Origin of the sequence: Bradyrhizobium sp. SK17 (genome assembly GCF_002831585.1) — a bacterium.
Classification (GTDB): Bacteria; Pseudomonadota; Alphaproteobacteria; order Rhizobiales; family Xanthobacteraceae; genus Bradyrhizobium.
Genome location: NZ_CP025113.1, coordinates 3,788,457 through 3,807,071, shown reverse-complemented (window position 1 = coordinate 3,807,071; position 18,615 = coordinate 3,788,457). Strand labels below are relative to the sequence as shown.

Annotated in this window: 16 protein-coding genes; 5 read left to right on the top strand and 11 right to left on the bottom strand. The window is 64.7% G+C overall.

The annotated features are described in order from the left end of the window. Positions 1-17 precede the first annotated feature (17 nt). Together CWS35_RS17525 and CWS35_RS17520 are read left to right on the top strand one after the other, a co-directional pair. Positions 18-959: an ABC transporter permease gene (locus tag CWS35_RS17525; RefSeq protein ID WP_024579304.1), complete on the top strand. Its 942-nt coding sequence runs from the start codon at positions 18-20 to the stop codon at positions 957-959. Between the two features lie 5 nt (positions 960-964). After that, entirely contained in the window at positions 965-1,855 is an 891-nt protein-coding gene (locus CWS35_RS17520) for an ABC transporter permease (protein WP_100952732.1), read from the top strand. Between the two features lie 161 nt (positions 1,856-2,016). Here the strand turns inward: CWS35_RS17520 and CWS35_RS17515 are convergent, their stop codons facing one another. From CWS35_RS17515 to CWS35_RS17490, 6 genes are all read right to left on the bottom strand, one after another. Beyond that, positions 2,017-2,760 carry a hypothetical protein gene (locus tag CWS35_RS17515; protein WP_100952730.1) on the bottom strand — a complete coding sequence of 248 codons (744 nt, stop codon included), beginning with the start codon at positions 2,758-2,760 and terminating at the stop codon, positions 2,017-2,019. A 110-nt stretch (positions 2,761-2,870) separates the two neighbouring features. After that, positions 2,871-5,972 (bottom strand): multidrug efflux RND transporter permease subunit, encoded by a 3,102-nt coding sequence (locus CWS35_RS17510; protein WP_024579301.1) that lies wholly within the window; start codon positions 5,970-5,972, stop codon positions 2,871-2,873. Between the two features lie 184 nt (positions 5,973-6,156). Beyond that, on the bottom strand, positions 6,157-7,350 hold the full coding sequence (locus CWS35_RS17505; RefSeq protein WP_024579300.1) for an efflux RND transporter periplasmic adaptor subunit: 1,194 nt from the start codon (positions 7,348-7,350) through the stop codon (positions 6,157-6,159). Position 7,351: 1 nt separating this feature from the next. Next, complete coding sequence (locus tag CWS35_RS17500; protein WP_024579299.1) at positions 7,352-8,053, bottom strand: TetR/AcrR family transcriptional regulator; 702 nt, start codon at positions 8,051-8,053, stop codon at positions 7,352-7,354. A 65-nt stretch (positions 8,054-8,118) separates the two neighbouring features. After that, a complete protein-coding gene (locus CWS35_RS17495) occupies positions 8,119-8,709 on the bottom strand; it encodes a thiamine pyrophosphate-dependent enzyme (protein ID WP_100952728.1) in 591 nt (196 codons plus the stop codon). Then, positions 8,706-9,239, bottom strand: a complete 534-nt coding sequence (locus CWS35_RS17490) for a thiamine pyrophosphate-binding protein (protein ID WP_024579297.1) — start codon at positions 9,237-9,239, stop codon at positions 8,706-8,708. The genes CWS35_RS17495 and CWS35_RS17490 overlap by 4 nt, the downstream gene beginning before the upstream one ends. A 205-nt stretch (positions 9,240-9,444) precedes the next feature. Between CWS35_RS17490 and CWS35_RS17485 the strand changes: the two genes are divergently transcribed. The 3 genes from CWS35_RS17485 to rocD all read left to right on the top strand — a co-directional run bounded on the left by CWS35_RS17485 (position 9,445) and on the right by rocD (position 12,709). Further along, entirely contained in the window at positions 9,445-10,680 is a 1,236-nt protein-coding gene (locus tag CWS35_RS17485) for a cytochrome P450 (protein ID WP_100952726.1), read from the top strand. A 4-nt stretch (positions 10,681-10,684) separates the two neighbouring features. Next, positions 10,685-11,359: a potassium channel family protein gene (locus tag CWS35_RS17480; protein WP_024579295.1), complete on the top strand. Its 675-nt coding sequence runs from the start codon at positions 10,685-10,687 to the stop codon at positions 11,357-11,359. A gap of 135 nt (positions 11,360-11,494) precedes the next feature. Then, positions 11,495-12,709, top strand: a complete 1,215-nt coding sequence (gene rocD, locus CWS35_RS17475; RefSeq protein WP_100956449.1) for an ornithine--oxo-acid transaminase — start codon at positions 11,495-11,497, stop codon at positions 12,707-12,709. A gap of 10 nt (positions 12,710-12,719) precedes the next feature. Here the strand turns inward: rocD and CWS35_RS17470 are convergent, their stop codons facing one another. The 5 genes from CWS35_RS17470 to CWS35_RS17450 all read right to left on the bottom strand — a co-directional run bounded on the left by CWS35_RS17470 (position 12,720) and on the right by CWS35_RS17450 (position 18,615). After that, the gene (locus CWS35_RS17470) at positions 12,720-13,865 is read right to left on the bottom strand and encodes an alpha-hydroxy acid oxidase (protein WP_100952724.1); all 1,146 of its coding nucleotides are present in this window, start codon (positions 13,863-13,865) and stop codon (positions 12,720-12,722) included. A 112-nt stretch (positions 13,866-13,977) separates the two neighbouring features. Further along, positions 13,978-14,841: a sugar phosphate isomerase/epimerase gene (locus CWS35_RS17465; RefSeq protein WP_100952722.1), complete on the bottom strand. Its 864-nt coding sequence runs from the start codon at positions 14,839-14,841 to the stop codon at positions 13,978-13,980. Continuing rightward, complete coding sequence (locus CWS35_RS17460; protein ID WP_100952720.1) at positions 14,841-16,034, bottom strand: dihydrodipicolinate synthase family protein; 1,194 nt, start codon at positions 16,032-16,034, stop codon at positions 14,841-14,843. Before CWS35_RS17460 ends, CWS35_RS17465 begins: the two co-directional genes overlap by 1 nt. 14 nt (positions 16,035-16,048) lie before the next feature. Continuing rightward, positions 16,049-17,200: a Gfo/Idh/MocA family protein gene (locus CWS35_RS17455; RefSeq protein ID WP_100952718.1), complete on the bottom strand. Its 1,152-nt coding sequence runs from the start codon at positions 17,198-17,200 to the stop codon at positions 16,049-16,051. Next, positions 17,197-18,615, bottom strand: coding sequence for a hypothetical protein (locus CWS35_RS17450; protein ID WP_100952716.1), 1,419 nt, complete (start codon positions 18,613-18,615; stop codon positions 17,197-17,199). Before CWS35_RS17450 ends, CWS35_RS17455 begins: the two co-directional genes overlap by 4 nt.

Sequence of the window (18,615 nt, the reverse complement as noted above, 5' to 3'; positions counted from 1 at the left end):
GGACACGAGGCTGAGACATGCTGAACTTCCTCGCCAAGCGGCTGGTTCAGATCGTCCCGACGCTGTTCTTCGTCTCGGTGCTGATCTTCTCGCTGCAACATCTGCTGCCAGGCGATCCGGCGCTGGTGATGGCCGGCGAGGAGCGCGACCCGGCCGTCATCGCGCAGATCCGCGCGCAGTACCATCTCGATCAGCCGATCCCGGTGCAGTATGTCTACTGGATCAAGGGCGTGCTGTCGGGCGATTTCGGCGAATCGCTGCGCAACAAGATGCCGGTGCTGGAGCTGATCGCGCAGAAGCTGCCGGTGACGTTGCAGCTCGCCGCGATGGCGATCGTGATCGCCTTCCTGATCGGCATTCCCGCCGGCATCGTCTCGGCGGTCAAGAAAGGCACCGCCTGGGATTACGGCGCCAATCTGTTCGCGCTGTGGGGCATCTCGACGCCGAACTTCTGGCTCGGCATCATGCTGATCTTCCTGTTCTCGATCGAACTGGGCTGGCTGCCCGCCTCCGGCTATGTCCCGCTGACCGAGAACTGGCGCGCCAGCCTTGCCGCCACCATCATGCCGGCCTTCGTGCTCGGCAATGCGATCGCGGCGGTCCTGATGCGGCATACCCGCAGCGCCATGCTCCAGGTGCTGGAGAGCGACTATGTCCGCACCGCGCGCGCCAAGGGCCTGTCCGAGCGCACGGTCATCCTCAAGCATGCGATGCGCAACGCGCTGACGCCGATCATCACGCTCGGCGCGCTCGAACTCGGCACCCTGCTGTCGGGCGCTGTTCTCACCGAGCAGATCTTCTCGATCCCGGGCTTCGGCAAGCTGATCGTGGATGCCGTCTTCAATCGCGACTATGCCGTGGTCCAGGGCGTCGTGCTCACGACCGCGACGATCTACATCACGCTCAACCTGATTGCCGACATCGCCTATATCCTCGTCAATCCGCGACTGAGGGGCTGACCGGGATGACGGACGCAGCAATCGCGACATCGGCTTCACTTGCCGCCGCCGAGACGCTGGGGAGCCCGGCGCGGCGCGCCTGGCGGCGGCTGATGCGGCGCAAGGGCGCCATGCTCGGCCTCGCCGTGATCGTGCTCTTCATCGTGCTCGCGGTGTTCGCGCCGCTGCTCGTCCCCTATGATCCGATTGCAACGAGCTGGTCGCTGGTGCGCAAGGCACCATCGCTGCAACACTGGTTCGGCACCGACGAGCTTGGCCGCGACGTGCTCGCCCGCGTCGTGTTCGGCGCCCGCGCCTCGCTGCTCGCCGGTGTCATCTCGGTCGGCATCGCGCTGGCGATCGGCGTGCCGCTCGGGCTCGTCGCCGGCTACCGCGGCGGCTTCATCGACGGACTGATCAGCCGCATCACCGATGCGATGCTGGCCTGCCCGTTCCTGATCCTGGCGATCGCACTCGCGGCCTTCCTCGGCCCGAGCCTCGGCAATGCGATGATCGCGATCGGCGTCTCGGCGACCCCGATCTTCATCCGCCTGACCCGCGGTCAGGTGATGAGCGTCAAGGTCGAGGACTATGTCGAGGCGGCGCGCGCCATGGGCAATCCACGCTGGCGCATCGCGCTGGTCCATATCCTGCCCAACATCTTGCCGGCGCTGCTGGTGCAGGCGACGCTGTCGATCGCGGCCGCGATCATCGCCGAGGCCGCGCTCTCGTTCCTTGGCCTCGGCCAGCAGCCGCCCGCACCATCCTGGGGCAGCATGCTCAACGCTGCGCAACGCTTCCTGACCAGCGCGCCGTGGATGGCGATCTGGCCGGGCCTTGCGATCTTCATGGTCGTGCTGTCGTTCAACCTGGTCGGCGACGGCCTGCGCGACGCGCTGGACCCGAAGGCGCGGTGACACGCCACAGCGGCCACGAATTCCTCACCGTCATGCTGAGGAGGCCGCGAAGCGGCCGTCTCGAAGCACGACGGCCCGACTGTGGCCGTGCATCCTTCGAGACGCGCTACGCGCTCCTCAGGATGACGGGGTTCGCAATGCCCGCCCCAAACCACACCCGTCTAAATCACCACTTCCCTTAACACCCTGCGGCAATCCATCTCGTATTCGAGATCGACCACCGGCGGGCGGCAGAAATGCCAGGTCAGCCCCGAGCGCGTGGCACCGCGGCGGACCAGTTCGTCGACGACCACGGGATGGATGTCGTGCACGGTGTAGGCCTGCACCGCCGTCGTCGCTTCCCAGCCGAAGCTGAACTCGGCGAGGCGACGCTCCATCTCGCCGGCGGTGAAGCGCACCTTCTCCCGCCACGCGCCGGGACTGAGATCACGATAGCAGACGATGCGATCGGGATAGCTGGCGGTGCCGCTGCGTGCCTCGGCACCACCCGCGATCACGAAGGACGGCGACGCGGTCGCGCTCGACCGGGTGAACGAGAACGCATGGAACGACGGCTCGGCCGGCGGATCGATCTCGGGACAGACATTGCTGCGGGCCACCGGATTGATGGTGCCGTCGAACAGGCCCCATTCGGCGAGCGTCTTGACGTAATGCTGGTTGAAGGCGCGAAAACCGTCCTCGGTGAAGGCCGCCGGCGAGCGCAATTCGCAGGCGCAGAACGAGGTCAGCGGCCGGCCGGCGTCCTTGATGTAGGCTGCGATCCGCGCAAAGCCTTCGGCAAGCGGCAGCAGACGATCGAAGCGCACCCGCTCGATCTCGTAGCCGGCGTTCGCTTGCGCGCCGCTAGAATATTGGAACACAGCCGGAATGAACCGGTAATTGCCCGCCGCAAATTCGCTCGCCATGACAGTTTCCTCCAGAACCTCTGCCTGCCCAAAGGCTATCACGAGACAAAGAAAAGGCGGCAGTGGCTTTCGCCAGTGCCGCCTTCTCCGCGAGCATGAGCTTGGAGGGCTCAGGTCGGTTTCAATGCGCCGCCACGGCCTTCAAGCTCGTAATCGGCGATCTGCTTGGCGCGGTCGGAACGGGCCGCGGCCTGGTGGTCGGTCGCGATCACCGTGTAGACCATCGGCAGCACGAACAGCGTGAACAGCGTGCCAATCGTCATGCCGGTGACGACCACGAGGCCGATCGAGAAGCGGCTGGCGGCGCCGGCGCCCGAAGCTGTGAGCAGCGGCAGCAGGCCGGTGACCATGGCCGCCGTCGTCATCAAGATCGGGCGCAGCCGGATCCGGGCCGACATCTCAATCGCCGACCGACGGTCCAGTCCCTCGTTGAGCTGCAACTCGTTGGCGAACTCCACCATCAGGATGCCGTGCTTGGTGATCAGCCCGACCAGCGTCAACAGGCCCACCTGGGTGTAGATGTTCATGGTGGCGGCACCGAAGAACAGCGGGATCAAGGCGCCGACGATCGCCATCGGCACCGAGATCATGATCACGAACGGGTCGCGCAGGCTCTCGAACTGCGCCGCCAGCACCAGGAAGATGATGATGATGGCGAACGCGAAGGTGACCAGCAGCTGATTGCCTTCGTTGACGTACTGCCGCGAGTCGGCGAGGAAGTCGAAGCTGAAGCCGGACGGCAGCTTCTTGGCTTCACCTTGCAGGAACTCGACCGCCTGCCCCATCGAGACGCCAGGCATCGGCACGGCCTGGAAGGTCGCCGAGTTGAGCTGGTTGTAGTGGGTCAGCGCGTTCGGATCGACGCCGGTCTCGACCGAAACCACCGTCGACAGCCGCACCAGCTGACCGGTCGCGGTCGGGACGTAGTAGTTGTCGAACGACTCGGGCGCGAGCCGGTTGGCGCGCGGCACCTGCGGGATCACCTGGTAGGAACGCCCTTCGAGGTTGAAGCGGTTGACGTAGTTGCCGCCGAGCAGGGTCGCCAAAGCACCACCGATCGACTGCATGGTGATGCCGAGGTCGCTCGCCTTGGAGCGATCGACCTTCACCCGGACCACCGGCTGGTTGAAGTCGAGGTCGCTGTCGGTGACGATGAACAGGCCGCTCTTGCGCGCGGCGTCCTTCAGCTTGTTCATCTGGTCGAACACCTGCTGGAATCCGGCCGTCGAAGAGATCACCATCTGCACCGGCAGGCCGCCGGGGCCGCCGGGCAGCGGCGGCAGGCTGAACGCGAACGCGCTGACGCCTTCGATCTTCGACAGCTCGTTCTGCACCAGCGGCTGCAGCGTCTGGGCCGAACGCTTGCGCTCATCCCACGGCTTCAGCAGCATGCCGGCGAAGCCGCCCTGCGGACCGGTGATGCCGTTCAGGATGAACCGCAGATCGGTCTCGGGAAACTTCTGGAACTCCTTGTCCATCTTGTCGCCGTAGAAATCGATGTAGTCGATGTTGGCGTATTTGGGCGCCTTGGTCACCGCGAACACGATGCCCTGGTCTTCCTGCGGCGCCAGCTCCTTCTGGATGTGCATGTAGAGGAAGCCGACCAGGCCGAGGATGGTCACGGCGAACAACGCCGTGATCGGACGGTAGTCGAGCGAACGGTCGAGCTGGCGGCCATAGGCGCGCGTCACCGCGCCGAACACGCGATTGACGAGCTTGGCGAAACGCCCCTCCTCCGTGTTCTTGAGGAACACCGAGCACATCATCGGCGACAGCGTCAACGCGATCACGCCGGACACGATCACCGAGCCGGCCAGCGTGAAGGCGAATTCGCGGAACAGCGTGCCGGTCACGCCGCCGAGGAAGCCGATCGGCGCGTACACCGCCGCCAGCGTGATCGTCATCGAGACGACCGGGCCGACGATCTCGCGCGCGCCCTTCAGCGATGCCTGCACCGGTGGCAGGCCCTCCTCGAGATGTCGATGGATGTTCTCCACCACCACGATGGCGTCGTCGACCACGAGGCCGATCGCCAGCACCATCGCCAGCAACGTCAGCAGGTTGAAGCTGAAGCCGGCCGCCAGCATCAGGATGCAGACGCCGATCAGCGACAACGGAATGGTGACGACGGGGATGATCACCGAGCGGATCGAGGCCAGGAACAGGAAGATGACGACGACGACGATCAGCACCGCTTCGGTCAGCGTCTTCTCGACCTCGTCGATCGACGATTGGATGAACTTGGTGGAGTCGTAGGCCACCTTCATCTTCATCGACGGCGGCAGGTTGCGCTCGAGGTCGGGGAACAGCGCGCGCACGCCCTTCACCAGGGTCAGCGGGTTGCCTTGCGGGGTCGCCTTGATGCCGATGAAGATCGCATGCTCGCCGTTGAAGGCGACGCTGGCGTCGGTCGACTGCGCCGCGAGCTCCACCGTCGCGATGTCCTCGATGCGGACAAAGCCGCCGTCCTTCGACTTCACGATCATGCGCTTGAACTGATCGATGTTCTGAAGGTCGGTGTTGGCCGAGACGTTGGAGACGATGAAATAACCCTTGGTCTGGCCGGCCGCCGCCTGGAAGTTGTTGGCGGCGATCGCAGCCGCGACGTCATTGGGCGAGACGCCGCGCCCGGCCATCCGGGTCGGATCGAGCCAGACGCGCATCGCGAAGGTCTGGCCGCCGAGGATGTCGGCCGATGCGACGCCGTCAACCGTCGAGAGCACCGGCTGCACGACGCGGGTCAGATAGTCGGAGATCGCCGATCCGTTCAGCTCTTCGCTGGAGAAGCCGAGATACATCACGGCGATGGTGTCGCCGGTCGCCTTGGTCACGACCGGATCGAAGGCTTCCTTCGGGATCAGGTATTTGACCGAGTTGACCTTGGCGAGCACCTCGGTGAGCGCCTGGTTCGGATCATGATTGAGCTTGACGTAGACCTGGATCGTCGAGGTGCCGAGCACCGAGTTCGAGGTCATGTAGTCGACGCCTTCGGCCGAGGCGACGGCCTGCTCGATCGGCGTGGTGATGAAGCCGTTGATCAGCTCCGGCGCCGCGCCAGGATACACCGTGGTGATCGTCACAACGGTGTTCGAGAGGTTCGGATATTGCCGGATCGGCAGCACCATGGCCGCGCGCAAGCCGATCAGCAGGATCAGCAGGCTGACGACGACCGACAGCACCGGGCGCTTGATGAAAATATCAGTAAAGGCCATCGCCAACTCGATTCGTGTTGTCTGCCGGTTCGCGGCAACATTGGGCGGAGGGCCAATCGGGCCTCCGAGTTCAAGTGATCGGGCTAACGCGCAACGAGATCGGGTGAGATCATCATCGCGCGTCAGCTTCTTCCTTGGGCACAATCAATAGGGAAGAATGCTTCGCACGCTTCCGGATCATGCCTTAGTAGCGCGGCGGCTCGGCCGGCACCGGCGGCGCCGGATCGGCCGAGATCGCGACTGCCATGCCCGACTGCAGCTTGATCTGGCCGACGGCGACGACCCGGTCCCCGGGCTTCAGGCCCTTGAGGATCTCGACACGCCCCTCGATGCGGTTGCCGGTCTTCACGAAGGTGCGCTCCGCGGTCAGCGTCGACTTGCCGTCGTCACCCTTCTTCTCGGTGATCAGGAACACGGAGTCGCCATACAGCGTGTAGTCGACCGCGGTCTCGGGAATGGTCACGACCGGCGGCTTCTCGGGCAGCACGATCGTGGCGGTCGCGAACATGCCGGGCTTGAGGATGCTGTCCGGATTCTGGATCGTGGCCTGGACCCGGATGTTGCGGGTGTCGGTCGCGATCTGCGGCTCGATGGTCGTGATCTTGCCATCGAAGGTGCGGCCCGGATAGGCATCCACCATGATCCGCACGGCCTGGCCGACCTTGATCTGCGAGCTCTGCTTTTCCGTCACGGTCATGTTGGCGTACAGCACCGACAGATCGGTCAGCGACACGATCTGGGTGCCGGCCGTCAGATACTGGCCGACTTCGACCTGACGAACGCCGAGATCGCCTTCGAACGGTGCGCGCACCAGCTTCTGGGAGATCAGCGCCTCGGTCTTGGCGATGCCCGCCTTGGCCTGGTCGTAGGTCGCCTGCGCCGTGTCGACGGTCGACTGCGGCCCGAACTGGCGCGACGCCAGTTGCTTGGCGCGGTCGAGCTGCTGCTCACCCACGATGGCCTGCGCCTTGAAGCTCGCGAGGTCGCCCTGCTCCGGCGCGTCGAACAACTGCACCAGCGGCGTGCCCGCCTTCACATGGCTGCCGGCGGTGAACATGATCTGGGTGATGCGGCCCGGCACGTCGGTCGTGACATTGACCTGGTGCACCGCGACGAGATCGCCGACCGCTGTCAGCAGGTTCGGAATCACCTCGGACTTCGCCTCCGCGGCCGTGACGTTCGACGGCGGCGGCTTGTTGTTGGCGAAGAACTGCGCGATCATGTGGCTGCGGAAGGCGTTGAAGCCAACCAGCGCGCCGACCAGCAGGGCCAGCAAGAGGCCGACGATGATGAACCAGCGCACCAGGCGAACCGGGCGCTTGGCCTGCTTGTCCTTGATCGGTTGCCCCGAGATGTGGCTTTCGGTCTGAATATTCATGTCATGCACTTTCTGCAGTTACCGACGGTCCTGCGCTCGGCGACGGCTCGCGGCCCAAATGAGTTGAGATTGCGGCTTCGGTAAGTCCGATGCCGCGAAGGATGAATTGGCAAAGCTGCCGCTCGGCCGCGGCGGCATCGCCGTAGGGGAGACATGGTGTCGCAGGCAGCTGCGTCAGCGCGCCCATAAGCACGGTATGGTGCGCAAACCAGAACAGGTTGATCGGCTCGTCGCCGATCCGCGTCGCCTCGCCGGCCGCGATCGCCCGTTCGAGCGATGCGGAGAAGGTCGGGCCGATCAGCTTGCCGATCTTGTCGTAGAGCAGGCGCGCAAATTCGCCGTCGTCGAGATGGCTCGTCACCATCAGTCGCATCCGTTGCGCCTCTTCCTGGTCCGGCGCGTCCCGCAGCTGCATGAAGTGGCCGACCATGCCCTGCACCAGCTCGATCAGCGTCGCGGTCGAGGGCTCCTGGCCGAGCAGATGCGCGAAATCGGGATCCGCTTCGCACTCCTCGGCAAGGATTTCAGCGTACAGCGCAGCTTTCGACGGGAAATGCTTGAACAGCAACCCTTCCGAAATGGCAGCCGCGGCCGCCACGCTCTTGGTCGTGGTGCCGGCGAAGCCGCTGCGGGCGAAGCATCGCTTTGCAGCGCTCAGGATCAGCTGACGCCGCAAGTCACTTGTCATGCGTAAGGTAGACATTTGGGGTCGTGAGTAATCACTCACTTTACCAAAAGTCAAGGTTCTATTGCACCGCAGAAGTCGTTTTATATCGGAGTGTGTCCGATCGACCCTCTGATGCGGTTGACGATGTAGGTGCCGTCGCGGCTGGACAGCACCCGTTCCAGATTGGCCCCGTCAATCTTCACGCTGGCGAACCGAGGTCCCGCCGTAACATTCTGTAAAGACGAGGCAAAAGCCTCGACCTCGGCCATCGTGCTGGTTGCCCGGCTATCTCCGATTCCGCACGCCTTTGCAACACCTACGAGATCGGCGGTTCCACCGGTATGGCTGGCCTGGCCGCCGGTCTCGCCATAGGCCTCGTTGTCCAGCACGATGATCGAGAGGTTTTTGGGTTGCTGCAGCGCGACGGTCGCGAGGCTCCCCATCCCCATCAGCATCTCGCCGTCGCCGGTGATCACGACGACCGGCAGCGTCGGCTGCGCCAACGCGAGGCCAAGCCCGATCATCACGGCGCCGCCCATGCCGCCCCAGAGGTAGAAATTGCGGTCGTGGTCGCCGGCGGCGGCGATGTCATAGGTCGAGGCGCCGAGGCCGCCGACGGCGAAGGCGCCCTTGCGATCCCTCAGCAGTTCGGAAACCACGGCGCGGCGGTCGAGGAGATTGGCTTTGCTCATTTGGTGAAGACCTTGGCCCCGATCAGACGCTGCGACAGCAGGACGGCGGTCGGCGTGCAGGCGTTGTAGGCCTGCGCCGCACCGGCTTCGACGACTTCGCGCACTTCATCAGGACGCGAAGCGCGCAGCACCTTGATCCCCGCCAGTTCGAGGATGCCTTGCGTGTTCGATCCCATCGGCACCTGCCAGGGATTGAACTCGCCCCATTCGCCGCGCATCGTCACCAAAGTGAGAAACGGCAGACGGAAGATCTGCACCAGCGAGAGCATGTTGATGCAATTGCCGACCCCGCTCGATTGCATCAGCAGCACGCCGCGCTGGCCGCCCGCCCAGGCGCCTGCGAGCAGCGCCACGCCTTCCTCCTCGGTGGTCAACGCAATGCCGCGCATCGAGGATGAACCCAGCACCCGCTCGATCAGCTCCGAATGCCCGGCATCCGGCACGTAAGGCACCTGACGCACCTCGAAGCGCTGCAATATCGAGAAGATCTCCTCCGGCCAGGAGGCCGCGGTCTCGGCACGGGCATGCATTGGCGTTTCCGGCTCTCTGTTGATTGGCCGCGACTGTAGTGGGACGCACGCGCTTCATCAAAGCGCAAAACCGCATATGGCTCTGCGATATATTCGCACCACGCCGAGGGCGTCGCGCCGCTCCCGATACTTCCATAATGTGTTGCGCGGCGGCCGCCCGCCGCTTACGATAGTTGCAAATGAAACTAATTGGGTTGGAGTCGCCATGGATGGGCACGCGCGCGAGCTGGCTGATGGTTTCGACCTGGAGAAGCTGACGCCGGACTTCTACGCCGACCCCTACCCGACCTATCGCGCGCTGCGCGAACACGCGCCGGTCAAGCGGTTGCCGAACGGCTGCTATTTTCTCACCCGCTACGACGATCTCATCGCCGCCTACAAGAACACCAAGACGTTCTCCTCCGACAAGAAGAAGGAGTTCTTGCCGAAATACGGCGCCTCGCTGCTCTACGAGCACCACACCACGAGCCTCGTCTTCAACGACCCGCCGGCGCATACCCGCGTGCGTCGATTGATCATGGGCGCCTTGTCGCCGCGCGCGATCGCCGGCATGGAGCCGGACCTGATCGCGCTGGTCGACAGCCTGCTCGACCGGATCGAGACCCGAGACCGCTTCGAGCTGATCGGCGACTTCGCCTCGGCCATTCCGGTCGAGGTGATCGGCAATCTGCTCGACGTGCCGCACGACGAGCGCGAGCCGCTGCGCGACTGGTCGCTGGCGATCCTGGGCGCGCTGGAGCCCGTCATCAGCGAGGAGGCGTTCGATCGCGGCAACGCCGCAGTGAAGGATTTCCTTGCTTATCTCGAAACCCTGGTGGAACGCCGCCGCGCCAGGCCGGGCAATCCCGAGCGCGACGTGCTGACCCGATTGATCCGAGGAGAAGGTAATGGCGAGGACAATGGCGAGCGGCTGACCTCGAAGGAACTGCTGCACAACTGCATCTTCCTGCTCAATGCCGGCCACGAGACCACGACCAACCTGATCGGCAACGGTCTGGTGACGCTCACCCAGTACCCTCAGGAGAAGCAGCGGCTGATCGCGCAGCCCGATCTGATCAAGGCCGCGGTCGAGGAGATGCTGCGCTACGAAAGCTCGAACCAGCTCGGCAACCGGATGATCGTGGAAGAGACCGAGCTCGGCGGCATCAAGATGCCGGCTGGTACGCTGGTCACGCTGTGCATCGGCGCCGCCAACCGCGATCCCGCGCAATTCTCCGATCCCGAAGGCTTCAACGTCGCACGCACGCCGAACCGCCACCTCGCCTTCGGCACCGGCGCGCATCAATGCGCCGGCATGGCGCTGGCGCGTCTCGAAGGCGCCATCGCGATCTCGCGTTTCCTGAAGCGCCTCCCGAACTATGTGCTCGACGGCGAACCCGTGCGCGGCGGCCGGGTTCGCTTCCGCGGCTTCCTCAGCGTGCCGTGCCGGCGCGACGCGTGATCCGATGACGACAGAGCAATTGCGCGAGCGCTGGGGCGATTCGCTGCTGACGGTGCTGACCGTGCTGCTGCTCGTCATGATGTTCGTGGTAGCGCCGCTACAGGCGCTGGGGCTGTTCGAATTCCAGGTGTTCGAGCTGCTGCTCGCGATCTTCCTGGTCGGCGGCGTGTTCGTGATGTCGGGCAGCGCGATCGCCGTCGTCACCATGCTGGTTGCGCTATCGATGATCGTGACCGGCGCGATCCTCCGGCTGCGCTCGCCGTCGATCCTCGACCTCAACCTGTTCGCCGGTTCCTGGTTGCTGGTCGGCATCACGATGGCGGTGACGGTCGCGCGCGCGATCTTCGCGCCGGGCCGCGTCACCTACCACCGGGTGATCGGCGCGGTCCTGCTCTATCTCACGGTCGCGGTGATCTTCTCCGCCCTCTACACCTTCATCGGCACGCTGGTTCCGACCGCGTTTTCCGGCATGAAGGTCGAAGACAGCCCGACGCTGGCAAGCCAGTTGATCTATTTCTCCTTCGCGACGATGACCACCACGGGCTATGGCGATGTCGCGCCACTGCATCCGATCGCGCGCAGCCTGTGCAATGTCGAAGCGATCTTCGGCCAGCTCTATCCCGCGACGCTGCTGGCGCGGCTCGTCACGCTCGAGATCGCGCACCGCAATCAGGATTGACCTACGCCGGCACCGGCAGGCCCAACCGAATTTGGTGCCCAGCCGATCTTTAAGCCGCGTCGCGCGATCCCTAAATCAGCTATCATGCAAGCCGGACGACGCCTCCTTGGCGTCGCGCTGCCGGAGTGGCGAAACATGCGTCCGCCAGTCACCGATCTCATCGCAAGGGAAGCGCGGTTTGGCGCCCAGAACTACGCGCCGCTCGGCGTCGTGCTGACGCGCGGCGAAGGCGTCTGGGTTTGGGATACCGACGGCAGGCGTTACCTCGATTGCCTGTCGGCTTATTCGGCGGTCAATCAGGGCCACTGCCATCCAAAGATCCTCGCCGCCATGATGGAACAGGCAGGCCGGCTGACGCTGACCTCGCGGGCCTTCCACAACGACCAGCTCGCCTTGTTCTACGAAGAACTCGCCGATCTGACCGGCTCCCACAAGGTGCTGCCGATGAACAGCGGCGCGGAGGCAGTGGAGAGCGCGATCAAGGCGGTGCGCAAATGGGGCTACGAGGTCAAGGGCGTATCCGACGGCGAAGCCGAAATCATCGTCTGCGCCGACAATTTCCATGGCCGCACGCTTGCGATCGTCGGCTTCAGCACTGATCCAGCGAGCCGCGCGCATTTCGGGCCGTTCGCGCCGGGCTTCAGGATCATCCCGTTCGGCGACGCCAGGGCACTGGAGGCAGCGATCACGCCGAACACGGTTGCCTTCCTGGTCGAGCCGATCCAGGGCGAGGCCGGCGTCATCATTCCGCCCGCGGGCTATTTCGCCGAGGTCCGCGCGCTCTGCACGCGCAACAACATCATGCTGGTGCTCGACGAGATCCAGACCGGGCTCGGCCGCACCGGCAAGTTGCTGGCGGAGCAGCACGAGGGCATCGAGGCCGACGTCACGCTGCTCGGCAAGGCGCTGTCCGGCGGCTTCTATCCGGTCTCGGCGGTGCTCTCCAACACCGAGGTGCTGGGCACGCTGAAGCCCGGCCAGCACGGCTCGACCTTCGGCGGCAATCCGCTCGCCTGCGCGGTCGCGCGCGCGGCGCTGCGCGTGCTGGTCGACGAAGGCATGATCGAGAACGCGGCCGTGCAAGGCGGCCGCTTCCTCGACGGCTTGCGCAGCATCCGTGCCAACATGGTTCGCGAGGTGCGTGGCCGCGGGCTGATGCTCGCGGTCGAGCTTCACCCCGAGGCTGGTCCCGCGCGCCGCCATTGCGAGGTGCTGCGGGAGCACGGCATCCTCGCCAAGGACACCCACGACCACACCATCCGGATCGCTCCGCCGCTGGTGATCACGCAGGATCAGGTCGATTGGGCACTGGAGCAGATCGCCGCGGCGCTGACGCAGGACCTGTCGTGACGCGAGGCGGCTATCTGAACCGCAAGTTCGCGCGGGAGAGCTGGCTGATCGATGAACACCCCATCAGCCGCATATCGCGCACCAGCTCCGTCTGCAACAGACCAAGCGCCCGCTCGACCCCGGCCTGGCCGGCCGATGCCAGCGGGTAGAGATAAAAGCGTCCGAGGCCGACGGCCTTGGCACCGAGCGACAGTGCTTTCAGCACGTGGCTGCCGCGCTTGATGCCGCCGTCCATCATCACGTCGATCCGGTCGCCCACGGCATCGACGATCTCGGCGAGCTGATCGAATGCGGCCCGCGACCCGTCGAGCTGCCGGCCGCCATGGTTGGACAGGATGATGCCGGTGCAGCCGATCTCGACGGCGCGCTTGGCATCATCGACCGACATGACGCCCTTCAGGCAGAACTGGCCGTTCCACTCCCGGACCATTTTGGCGACGTCGTCCCATGTCATGGCGGGGTCGAGCATCTCCGTGAAATAGCGCCCGATCGACATGGCGCCGCCGCTCATATCGACATGCTCGTCGAGCTGCGGCAGCTTGAAGCTCTCATGGGTGACATAGTTGACGGCCCAAACCGGCTTGATCGCGAATTGCAGCATGCCGCCGAGCGTGAGCCGGAACGGAATCGAAAACCCGGTGCGCAGGTCGCGCTCGCGGTTACCGCCGGTGATGCTATCGACCGTCAACATCATCACATTGACGCCAGCTTGCTTGGCGCGCTGCATCATCGCCGTATTCAGGCCGCGGTCGCGGTGAAAATAGAACTGATAGACCTGCGGCGTATCATACGCCTTGCGCAATTCCTCCAGGCTCACGGTACCGAGCGAGGACACGCCAAACATCGTGCCATACTTCGCCGCGGCCGCAGCAACGGCCCGTTCGCCATCATGGTGAAACAGGCGCTGCAACGCGGTCGGCGAACAATAGAACGGCGTCGCCAGCTTCTGGCCCATCACGGTGACCGAGAGATCGACGTTCGCGACGCCGCGCAGGATATTCGGCACCAGATCGCAGCGCTCGAAGCTCGCGGTGTTCTGGCGCAACGTCGCCTCGTCGTCCGCCCCGCCGTCAATATAGTCGAAGATCGGCCCCGGAAGCCGCCGCCTTGCCAGTTCGCGGAAGTCATGGAAATTATGGCAATGGCTCAAGCGCATGTCGTGCTCCGAAGGTCCGGACCGCGGATTTCAACGGCCCGAGCGCCGTTCACACCCACAACATCCCGAATAGCGGGCAGACTTCGCCTTGTCCACCGAACTGGCCATCCGGTCAGACCACCGTCCGATGCCGCGCGATGCAGATCCCGAGCACCTCATCCAGCGGCCTGCTCCACCAGTCATTCGAGAAGATCTCGATCTCCGAATAGCCGGCGAAGCCCTGTGCCTCGACCATCGCGCGCACCGATCTGATATCGATGACGCCGTCACCCATCATGCCGCGGTCGTTGAGGATGTCCTTGGTCGGCACCAGCCAGTCGCAGACATGGAACGCGAGCAGGCGATCCTTGCCGGCGCGCGCGATCTGGCCCATCAGCTCCGGGTCCCACCAGATGTGATAGACGTCGAGCGCAACGCCGATCGCGCCGGTGCGGCCGGGATCGAGCGCGTCGCAGATGTCGAGCGCGTGCTTCGTGGTGTTCACGCAGGCGCGGTCGGCGGCGTAGGCCGGATGCAGCGGCTCGATCGCGAGCGGCAATTTTGCCTGCTTCGCGTAGTCGAGCATCTCGGCGATGCCGTCATGCACCTGATTGCGCGCAGCGGCGATGTCCTTCGAGGGTGTGCTGCCCGGCCGGGAATAGTGCGGCAGGCCGCCGACCACAAGCACAATGCAGGAGGCACCGAGCGCAACGGCCTCGTCGACGGCGCGGCGGTTGTCGTCGCGCGCCTCGCCACGATGTGCGTCGTCGGCCGTGAACATGCCGCCGCGGCAATAGCCGGAGAGATCGAGCCCGGCGTCCTTGACCGCGCGCACGGCACGGTCGAGGCCGACGGCCGCGACCTGGTCGCGCCAGGGATCGATGGCGCGGATGCCGTGACGGGCGCAGGCCTCGATGATGGCTGTGAGATCACCCTGCTTGCGGACGGTCGCCGTATTCAGCGACAGCCAACGGTGATCATTGGAGAAGTCGCGCATCAGGCTTCGATGCCACGCGTCGCCAGGATCGTCGTCATCCGGCGCGTCGCGGCTTCCGGATTGGCGAGCAGTCCCGCCTGGTCGGCGAGCCGGAACAGTTCGCCGAGATGCAGGGTCGAGCGCGTGCTCTCCTGTCCGCCGACCATCGTGAAATGATCCTGGTGGCCGTTGAGATAGGCCATGAGCACGATGCCGGTCTTGTAGAACCTGGTCGGTGCCTTGAAGATGTGGCGCGACAGCGGCACCGTCGGGCCGAGCACATCATGGAATCCGGCCTCGTCGCCCGCCGCCAGCCGCGACAGCGCATAGGAGGCCGCGGGCGCGATCGCATCGAATATGCCGAGCAGCGCGTGCGAAAATCCCTGGTCGTCGCCGGCGATCAGTTCGGCGTAGTTGAAATCGTCGCCGGTATACATCTTGACCCGCGGGTCGAGCCGCCGCCGCATGTCGATCTCGCGCTGCTTGTCGAGCAGCGAAACCTTGACACCATCGACCTTGGCGGCGTTGGCGTTGATGATCGCAACCGCCGTATCCATCGCCTTGTCGAGATCGGCCGTGCCCCAATAGCCCGACAGCGCCGGATCAAACATGTCGCCGAGCCAGTGGATGATCACGGGCTCGCGGACCTGCGACAGCACCCGGTCATAGACCTTCGCATAGTCGTCCGCGGTCTTGCCGAGATTGGCCAGCGCGCGCGAGGCCATCAGGATGATGCGGCCGCCGGCCTTCTCCACGGCCGCGACCTGCTGCTCATAGGCACGAATGACGCCGTCGATCGACCTTGCGTCTTCCACCGCCAGATGATCGGTGCCGGCACCGGAGAACACCAGCGCATTGTCCCTGGCTTTCGCCGCCTTCACCGAGCGTTGGATCAGTTCCAACGACGTCGCCCAGTCCAGCCCCATGCCGCGCTGCGCGGTGTCCATCGCCTCGGCGACGCCGAGGCCGAGGTCCCAGATGTGCTCGCGGAACGCGATCGTCCTGTCCCAATCGATCGCGGCCGTCAGCCAGGGATCGACGTCGGCGCGGGGATCGGCGACCACATGCGCGGCCGAGAACGCGACACGGTTCAGCGAGCCGTCGAGCTTCGCCGGAAAGGTCCGCGACGCCGCCAGGCGATAAGTCTCGAGAGCGCCATCGGCGGTCGGCAGCTTCAAGGACAGGGACGACATCGGCAGGACTGGCTTGTTCATGACATCGGTCCTTCTCAGACGACGATCGGGGCGACGTCGATCCAGCGCCGCTCCTTCCAGCTCTTCAGCGCGCATTCGGCAAGCTGCACGCCCTTGGCGCCTTCGAGCAGGGTGTATTTATACGGCGCATCCTCGCAGACATGGCGGATGAACATCTCCCACTGCTCCTTGAAGCCGTTGTCGTAGACGACGTTCTCCGGGAGCTTCTGCCAGTCGGCATAGAAATCGTGCATGCGCTTCTCGTCGGGATTCCACACCGGCCGCGGCGTCGCCTGGCGCGCCTGGATCATGCAGTCGGTCAGGCCCGCAACGGCCGAGCCATGGGTGCCGTCGACCTGGAAGGTGACGAGGTCGTCGCGGTAGACCCGCGTCACCCAGCTCATGTTGATATGAGCGATCACGCCACCCTTCAGCCTGAAGGTGGCGTAGGCGGAATCGTCGGCGGTCGCCTGGTATTTCTTGCCCTTCTCGTCATAACGCTCGGGGATGTCGGTGTTGCCGATGCAGACCACGCTCTCGACCTCGCCGAACAGATTGTCGAGCACGTAGCGCCAGTGGCAGACCATATCCAGAATGATGCCGCCGCCGTCCTCGGCGCGGTAGTTCCATGACGGCCGCTGCGCTTCCTGCCAGCCGCCCTCGAACACCCAGTAGCCGAACTCGCCGCGCACCGAGAGCATGCGGCCGAAGAAGCCGGAGTCGCGCAGGAAGGCGAGCTTCTTCAGGCCGGGCAGGAACAGTTTGTCCTGCACCGTGCCGTGCTTGAGACCCTTGGCATTGGCGAGCTTCACGACCGCCACGGCTTCTTCCAGATTGGTCGCGATCGGCTTCTCGCAATAGACATGCTTGCCGGCATTGATCGCCTTAGTCAGCAGCGAGGGCCGCGCCTGCGTCGTCGCGGCATCGAAGAACACGGTGTCGTCCTTGTCGGCCAGCGCGCGATCGAGATCGGTGGTGTGCCGCTCGATGTTGTAGCGCTTGGCGAGGCCGGCGACCTTCTCGGCATCGCGGCCGACCAGGATCGGATCCGGCATGATGCGGTCGCCGTTCGACAACAGCACGCCGCCCTGCTCGCGGATCGCGACGATCGAGCGGATCAGATGCTGGTTGAGTCCCATCCGGCCTGTGATTCCGTTCATGATCAGGCCGAGGCGTTTGGTCGTCATCCTGTCTGCTCCTGCGAAACGCGTGGTGTTGGCCGCTTGAGCGGCTGCATGGTGGACCAGTCCGGATGGACCGAACTGGCGAAGCCCGAGGCGGCGGCGATCGATCCGGTCAGCAGATCGCCGTCATGGATCGCGAGGCGGACCTTGCCGCCGGCGCGCATGTAGAGGTCGGGATGCGCGGCGAGGAAGGCGTCGGCCTCGTCTGACGGGGTATCGGCAAAGCCGTCGACATAGTGGTGTCCGTTGCGCTCGGCATGGGTGACGCCGATCAGAATCAATGCACCGAGCGCGAGGTCCTGCTGCACGGCCAAGCCGGCCTGACAGGTGAGGTCTTCGCAGCAGATGACGCATTCCGCACCGTCATCATTCCACTTCGCGATGCGCGTCATGTTGATGATCGACTTGTAGAGCCCCTTGCAGGACTTCGACGAGATGCCGCTATAGCCAAGGGCCCTCGCAGCCAGCAGTGCATCGTAGCTATCGTCGGCTTCGTCGATGATGAAATCACGGCGGCCAAGCGCGCCGAGCGGCGACTGCCAGGTCACGTCGCGCGGCATCGGTTGCTCGATATAATGCAATTTCGCCACGATCGGATCCAGCGCAGGGTCGCGCTCGAGACGATCGACGAGTGCGTTGAGCCCGGCGATGTCGGCATACTGTTCGTTCGCATCCAGCGTGACGTGGTACTCATATGGCAGCGAAGCGAGCTGTTTGCCGATGCGGATCAGTCGCGCCGCATCGTGCGCTACATCGCCGTTGAGCTTGAGCTTGAACCAGCGCGCGCCGCCGTTTTCCCTGGTGTCGGCGACGCCGCCCTCGCCATCGATCTTGTCATCGAGGCCGACGGTATGACGGATCGGAATCCGATGGTTGCGGTATTCGTTGGCCAGAACGAGGACCTTCGCGACATCATCGTCCCGCAGGTCGGGAGATAACCTCGCGTCGATACCTGCAATGTTTGCCGCCATGCCATCGAAGAAGTTGGTACCGACACAGCGCAGCAGCGCGTCGAGAATGGCCTTGTCGATCTCAGCCGGGCCGAAAATCGCGGCAAGCGGAGGAATGTCCAGTTTCGCGCAAGCCTCGACTTGGGTACCGATGCAAGCAGCGTGCAGGCCGAACGCGGTATCAAAATCCCGGCTCGCCAGATAGAGCTCGCGTGCGATGGCAAGCGAGCGGCGCAGGTCGTCAACCGTCTGGTCCGGCGTCAGATGCGGCCGCTTGTCGAACCATTTCGGCGCCAGCATCTCGGCGCTGGCGCCGGTGGCGCGGCCCTTGCCTTCCACCTCGATCTCGACCCGCACAAAGACCTGCCTCGCGGCGTTGACCGTCACGGCGCCGAAACGGAACGGCCGGGCGAAGGGCAGCGGCCGTTCGAAGTAGGCAATATCTTTGACTCTGAGGTGAAGCGGCAT

Excerpts from the sequence above, each read along its gene's own strand:
- CWS35_RS17525 (WP_024579304.1), top strand. The coding sequence starts at position 18 with ATGCTGAACTTCCTCGCCAAGCGGCTGGTTCAGATCGTCCCGACGCTG.
- CWS35_RS17520 (WP_100952732.1), top strand. The coding sequence starts at position 965 with ATGACGGACGCAGCAATCGCGACATCGGCTTCACTTGCCGCCGCCGAG.
- CWS35_RS17515 (WP_100952730.1), bottom strand. The coding sequence starts at position 2,760 with ATGGCGAGCGAATTTGCGGCGGGCAATTACCGGTTCATTCCGGCTGTG.
- CWS35_RS17510 (WP_024579301.1), bottom strand. The coding sequence starts at position 5,972 with ATGGCCTTTACTGATATTTTCATCAAGCGCCCGGTGCTGTCGGTCGTC.
- CWS35_RS17505 (WP_024579300.1), bottom strand. The coding sequence starts at position 7,350 with ATGAATATTCAGACCGAAAGCCACATCTCGGGGCAACCGATCAAGGAC.
- CWS35_RS17500 (WP_024579299.1), bottom strand. The coding sequence starts at position 8,053 with ATGTCTACCTTACGCATGACAAGTGACTTGCGGCGTCAGCTGATCCTG.
- CWS35_RS17495 (WP_100952728.1), bottom strand. The coding sequence starts at position 8,709 with ATGAGCAAAGCCAATCTCCTCGACCGCCGCGCCGTGGTTTCCGAACTG.
- CWS35_RS17490 (WP_024579297.1), bottom strand. The coding sequence starts at position 9,239 with ATGCATGCCCGTGCCGAGACCGCGGCCTCCTGGCCGGAGGAGATCTTC.
- CWS35_RS17485 (WP_100952726.1), top strand. The coding sequence starts at position 9,445 with ATGGATGGGCACGCGCGCGAGCTGGCTGATGGTTTCGACCTGGAGAAG.
- CWS35_RS17480 (WP_024579295.1), top strand. The coding sequence starts at position 10,685 with ATGACGACAGAGCAATTGCGCGAGCGCTGGGGCGATTCGCTGCTGACG.
- rocD (WP_100956449.1), top strand. The coding sequence starts at position 11,495 with ATGCGTCCGCCAGTCACCGATCTCATCGCAAGGGAAGCGCGGTTTGGC.
- CWS35_RS17470 (WP_100952724.1), bottom strand. The coding sequence starts at position 13,865 with ATGCGCTTGAGCCATTGCCATAATTTCCATGACTTCCGCGAACTGGCA.
- CWS35_RS17465 (WP_100952722.1), bottom strand. The coding sequence starts at position 14,841 with ATGCGCGACTTCTCCAATGATCACCGTTGGCTGTCGCTGAATACGGCG.
- CWS35_RS17460 (WP_100952720.1), bottom strand. The coding sequence starts at position 16,034 with ATGAACAAGCCAGTCCTGCCGATGTCGTCCCTGTCCTTGAAGCTGCCG.
- CWS35_RS17455 (WP_100952718.1), bottom strand. The coding sequence starts at position 17,200 with ATGACGACCAAACGCCTCGGCCTGATCATGAACGGAATCACAGGCCGG.
- CWS35_RS17450 (WP_100952716.1), bottom strand. The coding sequence starts at position 18,615 with ATGCCGCTTCACCTCAGAGTCAAAGATATTGCCTACTTCGAACGGCCG.